At 45.8% G+C, this 2,093-nt stretch carries 3 protein-coding genes; 1 reads left to right on the forward strand and 2 read right to left on the reverse strand.

Annotated elements, in window-relative coordinates:
* Nucleotides 1-68 precede the first annotated feature (68 nt).
* On the forward strand, nt 69-830 hold the full coding sequence (locus tag ACTHUE_RS16630) for an OmpA family protein (RefSeq protein ID WP_107769197.1): 762 nt from the start codon (nt 69-71) through the stop codon (nt 828-830).
* A gap of 139 nt (nt 831-969) precedes the next feature.
* Here the strand turns inward: ACTHUE_RS16630 and ACTHUE_RS16635 are convergent, their stop codons facing one another.
* Both ACTHUE_RS16635 and greA read right to left on the reverse strand, forming a co-directional pair.
* Entirely contained in the window at nt 970-1,398 is a 429-nt protein-coding gene (locus tag ACTHUE_RS16635; protein WP_036493141.1) for a DUF4149 domain-containing protein, read from the reverse strand.
* A gap of 87 nt (nt 1,399-1,485) precedes the next feature.
* Complete coding sequence (gene greA, locus ACTHUE_RS16640; RefSeq protein ID WP_049322768.1) at nt 1,486-1,962, reverse strand: transcription elongation factor GreA; 477 nt, start codon at nt 1,960-1,962, stop codon at nt 1,486-1,488.
* Nucleotides 1,963-2,093 lie beyond the last annotated feature (131 nt).

Consider the following 2,093-nt stretch of genomic DNA (forward strand, 5'->3'; position numbering starts at 1 on the left):
CTGTATATTGGTACTTTGCAGCGGTTGCTTTCCTAGTCCGCCGCATAACAATTTGATGAGGGAATAAAATGACCAAACAGCTGAAATTAAGCGCATTGTTCGTTGCCTTGGTTGCCTCTGGCACCGCAATGGCCAGCGAAGCGCATACCAAACACGGTTACACCGTAAGCAGCCAATCTCAAGAAATCGTCCGTAACAACTACGGCGAATGCTGGAAAAACAGCTACTTCGACAAAGCTACCCAAGGCCGTGTTGAATGTGGTGATCGTGAAGCAGTTGCTCCTGTACAACAAGCTCCTGAGTATGTTGATGAAACTGTTTCTCTGTCTACTAAAACTCTGTTCGGCTTCGACAAAGACAACCTGCGTCCTGAAGCTCAAGAAAACCTGGACGCTTTGGCTCAACGCCTGAGCAACAAAAACGTAGAAACTGTACGTGTTGAAGGTCACACTGACTTCATGGGTTCTGAAGAATACAACCAAGCTCTGTCTGAGCGTCGTGCTAACGTAGTTGCTAACTACTTGGTAGGTCATGGCGTTGCTTCTAGCAAAATCTCTGCAGTAGGTCTGGGCGAATCTCAAGCTCGCATGACTGCTACTTGTGAAGCTGAAGTTGCTAAACTGGGCAAAAAAGTTTCTAAAGCTAAGAAACGTGCTGCTCTTATCGCTTGTATCGAACCTGACCGTCGCGTTGATGTTAAAATCCGCAGCGTTGTTACTCGTCAAGTTGCTCCAGGCCAAACTATCGAAGGTCAAGGCGAATTGCCTGCTACTGATGAAGGTTGGATCCCAGCTCCTTACAATGGCGTTCACGGTTACGCTAAACCTTAATCGGTTTGTGAAAAATGCCCTGCGATATGCGGGGCATTTTTTTATGGCTTGTATTTGAGTAATTAAGATAATTCGTGATTTCAAAATAAGAAGGGCCGTCTGAAAGATTTATTTTCAGACGGCCTTTTATTAAAACAGTTTAGTTTGGTCCGGGCCATTTCCATACGCACATAGCTGCCAGTATCGTACAGATTAAAAAAATAATACTGGATAAGCCATGCCAAATGCCGAATGTTCCGCCTACTAGGGATAAGAGCCAGTTATCCAGTCCGTACTTGTGCGCCTCGATAACCGGCGTAACCAAAAGATGATTACAGGCTAAGAGTAGCCAAAGTACCAAAACCCACCAAGAGAGGGAGGCAAGTTGCCGTCTGAAAAAGGCATAGGCTGCGCCAAAAATAACTAAGCCGCATATTGCGGTAATGGCAAACAAAATGCCGGCGATTTCTCCTGCCAGCATCTTAGGCAGGAGATGGAATAGTATGGGGGCGACAATGTAGCCGGCTGTCAGTTGCATGCCTAGCCAAATGGCAGCAGCGGTTTGAGTAATTTTGTAGGGTAGGCTCATCTGGTTTCTCTTTGGGAAATTCTGTTTTAGTTGTGATGGTGTAACAAAAGGCCGTCTGAAAACGTTTTCAGACGGCCTTGAGTTTATTTAGATGTATTGTACGGAAATAATATCATATTCACGCACGCCACCGGGGGCCTGAACTTCTGCAACGTCGCCTTCTTCTTTTCCGATCAAGGCACGGGCAATTGGGGAGCCAACGTAGATTTTGCGTTCTTTAATGTCTGCTTCGTCTTCGCCGACAATTTGGTAGGTTACTTGTTCTTCGGTTTCCAAATCTTCCAGTGTTACTGTTGTGCCGAATACGATTTTGCCTTCGGCATGGATTTCGGCAGGATTGATGATGTGGGCCATAGAGAGTTTGTGTTCCAGCTCGGCAATACGGCCTTCGATAAAGCCTTGGCGCTCTTTGGCGGCTTCATATTCGGCATTTTCAGACAAATCACCGTGTGAACGTGCTTCTGCAATGGCTTCAATAATTTCTGGACGAGCCACGCTTTTGAGGTGTTGAAGTTCTTGTTTCAGTAATTCTGCACCGCGGACGGTCAAAGGGATTTTTTGCATAAGATTCTCCATGAAAGCATGATGATGCTTTTAAAATTTTATCCGGCCACGCGCGGTAGCCGGATTGGAAATAAAAATACAAGCCGCCAAAGCTTGGCGGCTTGATGAATAAATAAGTAATGCCTGTATTC

The sequence above is a fragment of the Neisseria sp. P0021.S005 genome, from assembly GCF_051956955.1.

Excerpts from the sequence above, each read along its gene's own strand:
- greA (WP_049322768.1), bottom strand. The coding sequence starts at position 1,962 with ATGCAAAAAATCCCTTTGACCGTCCGCGGTGCAGAATTACTGAAACAA.
- ACTHUE_RS16630 (WP_107769197.1), top strand. The coding sequence starts at position 69 with ATGACCAAACAGCTGAAATTAAGCGCATTGTTCGTTGCCTTGGTTGCC.
- ACTHUE_RS16635 (WP_036493141.1), bottom strand. The coding sequence starts at position 1,398 with ATGAGCCTACCCTACAAAATTACTCAAACCGCTGCTGCCATTTGGCTA.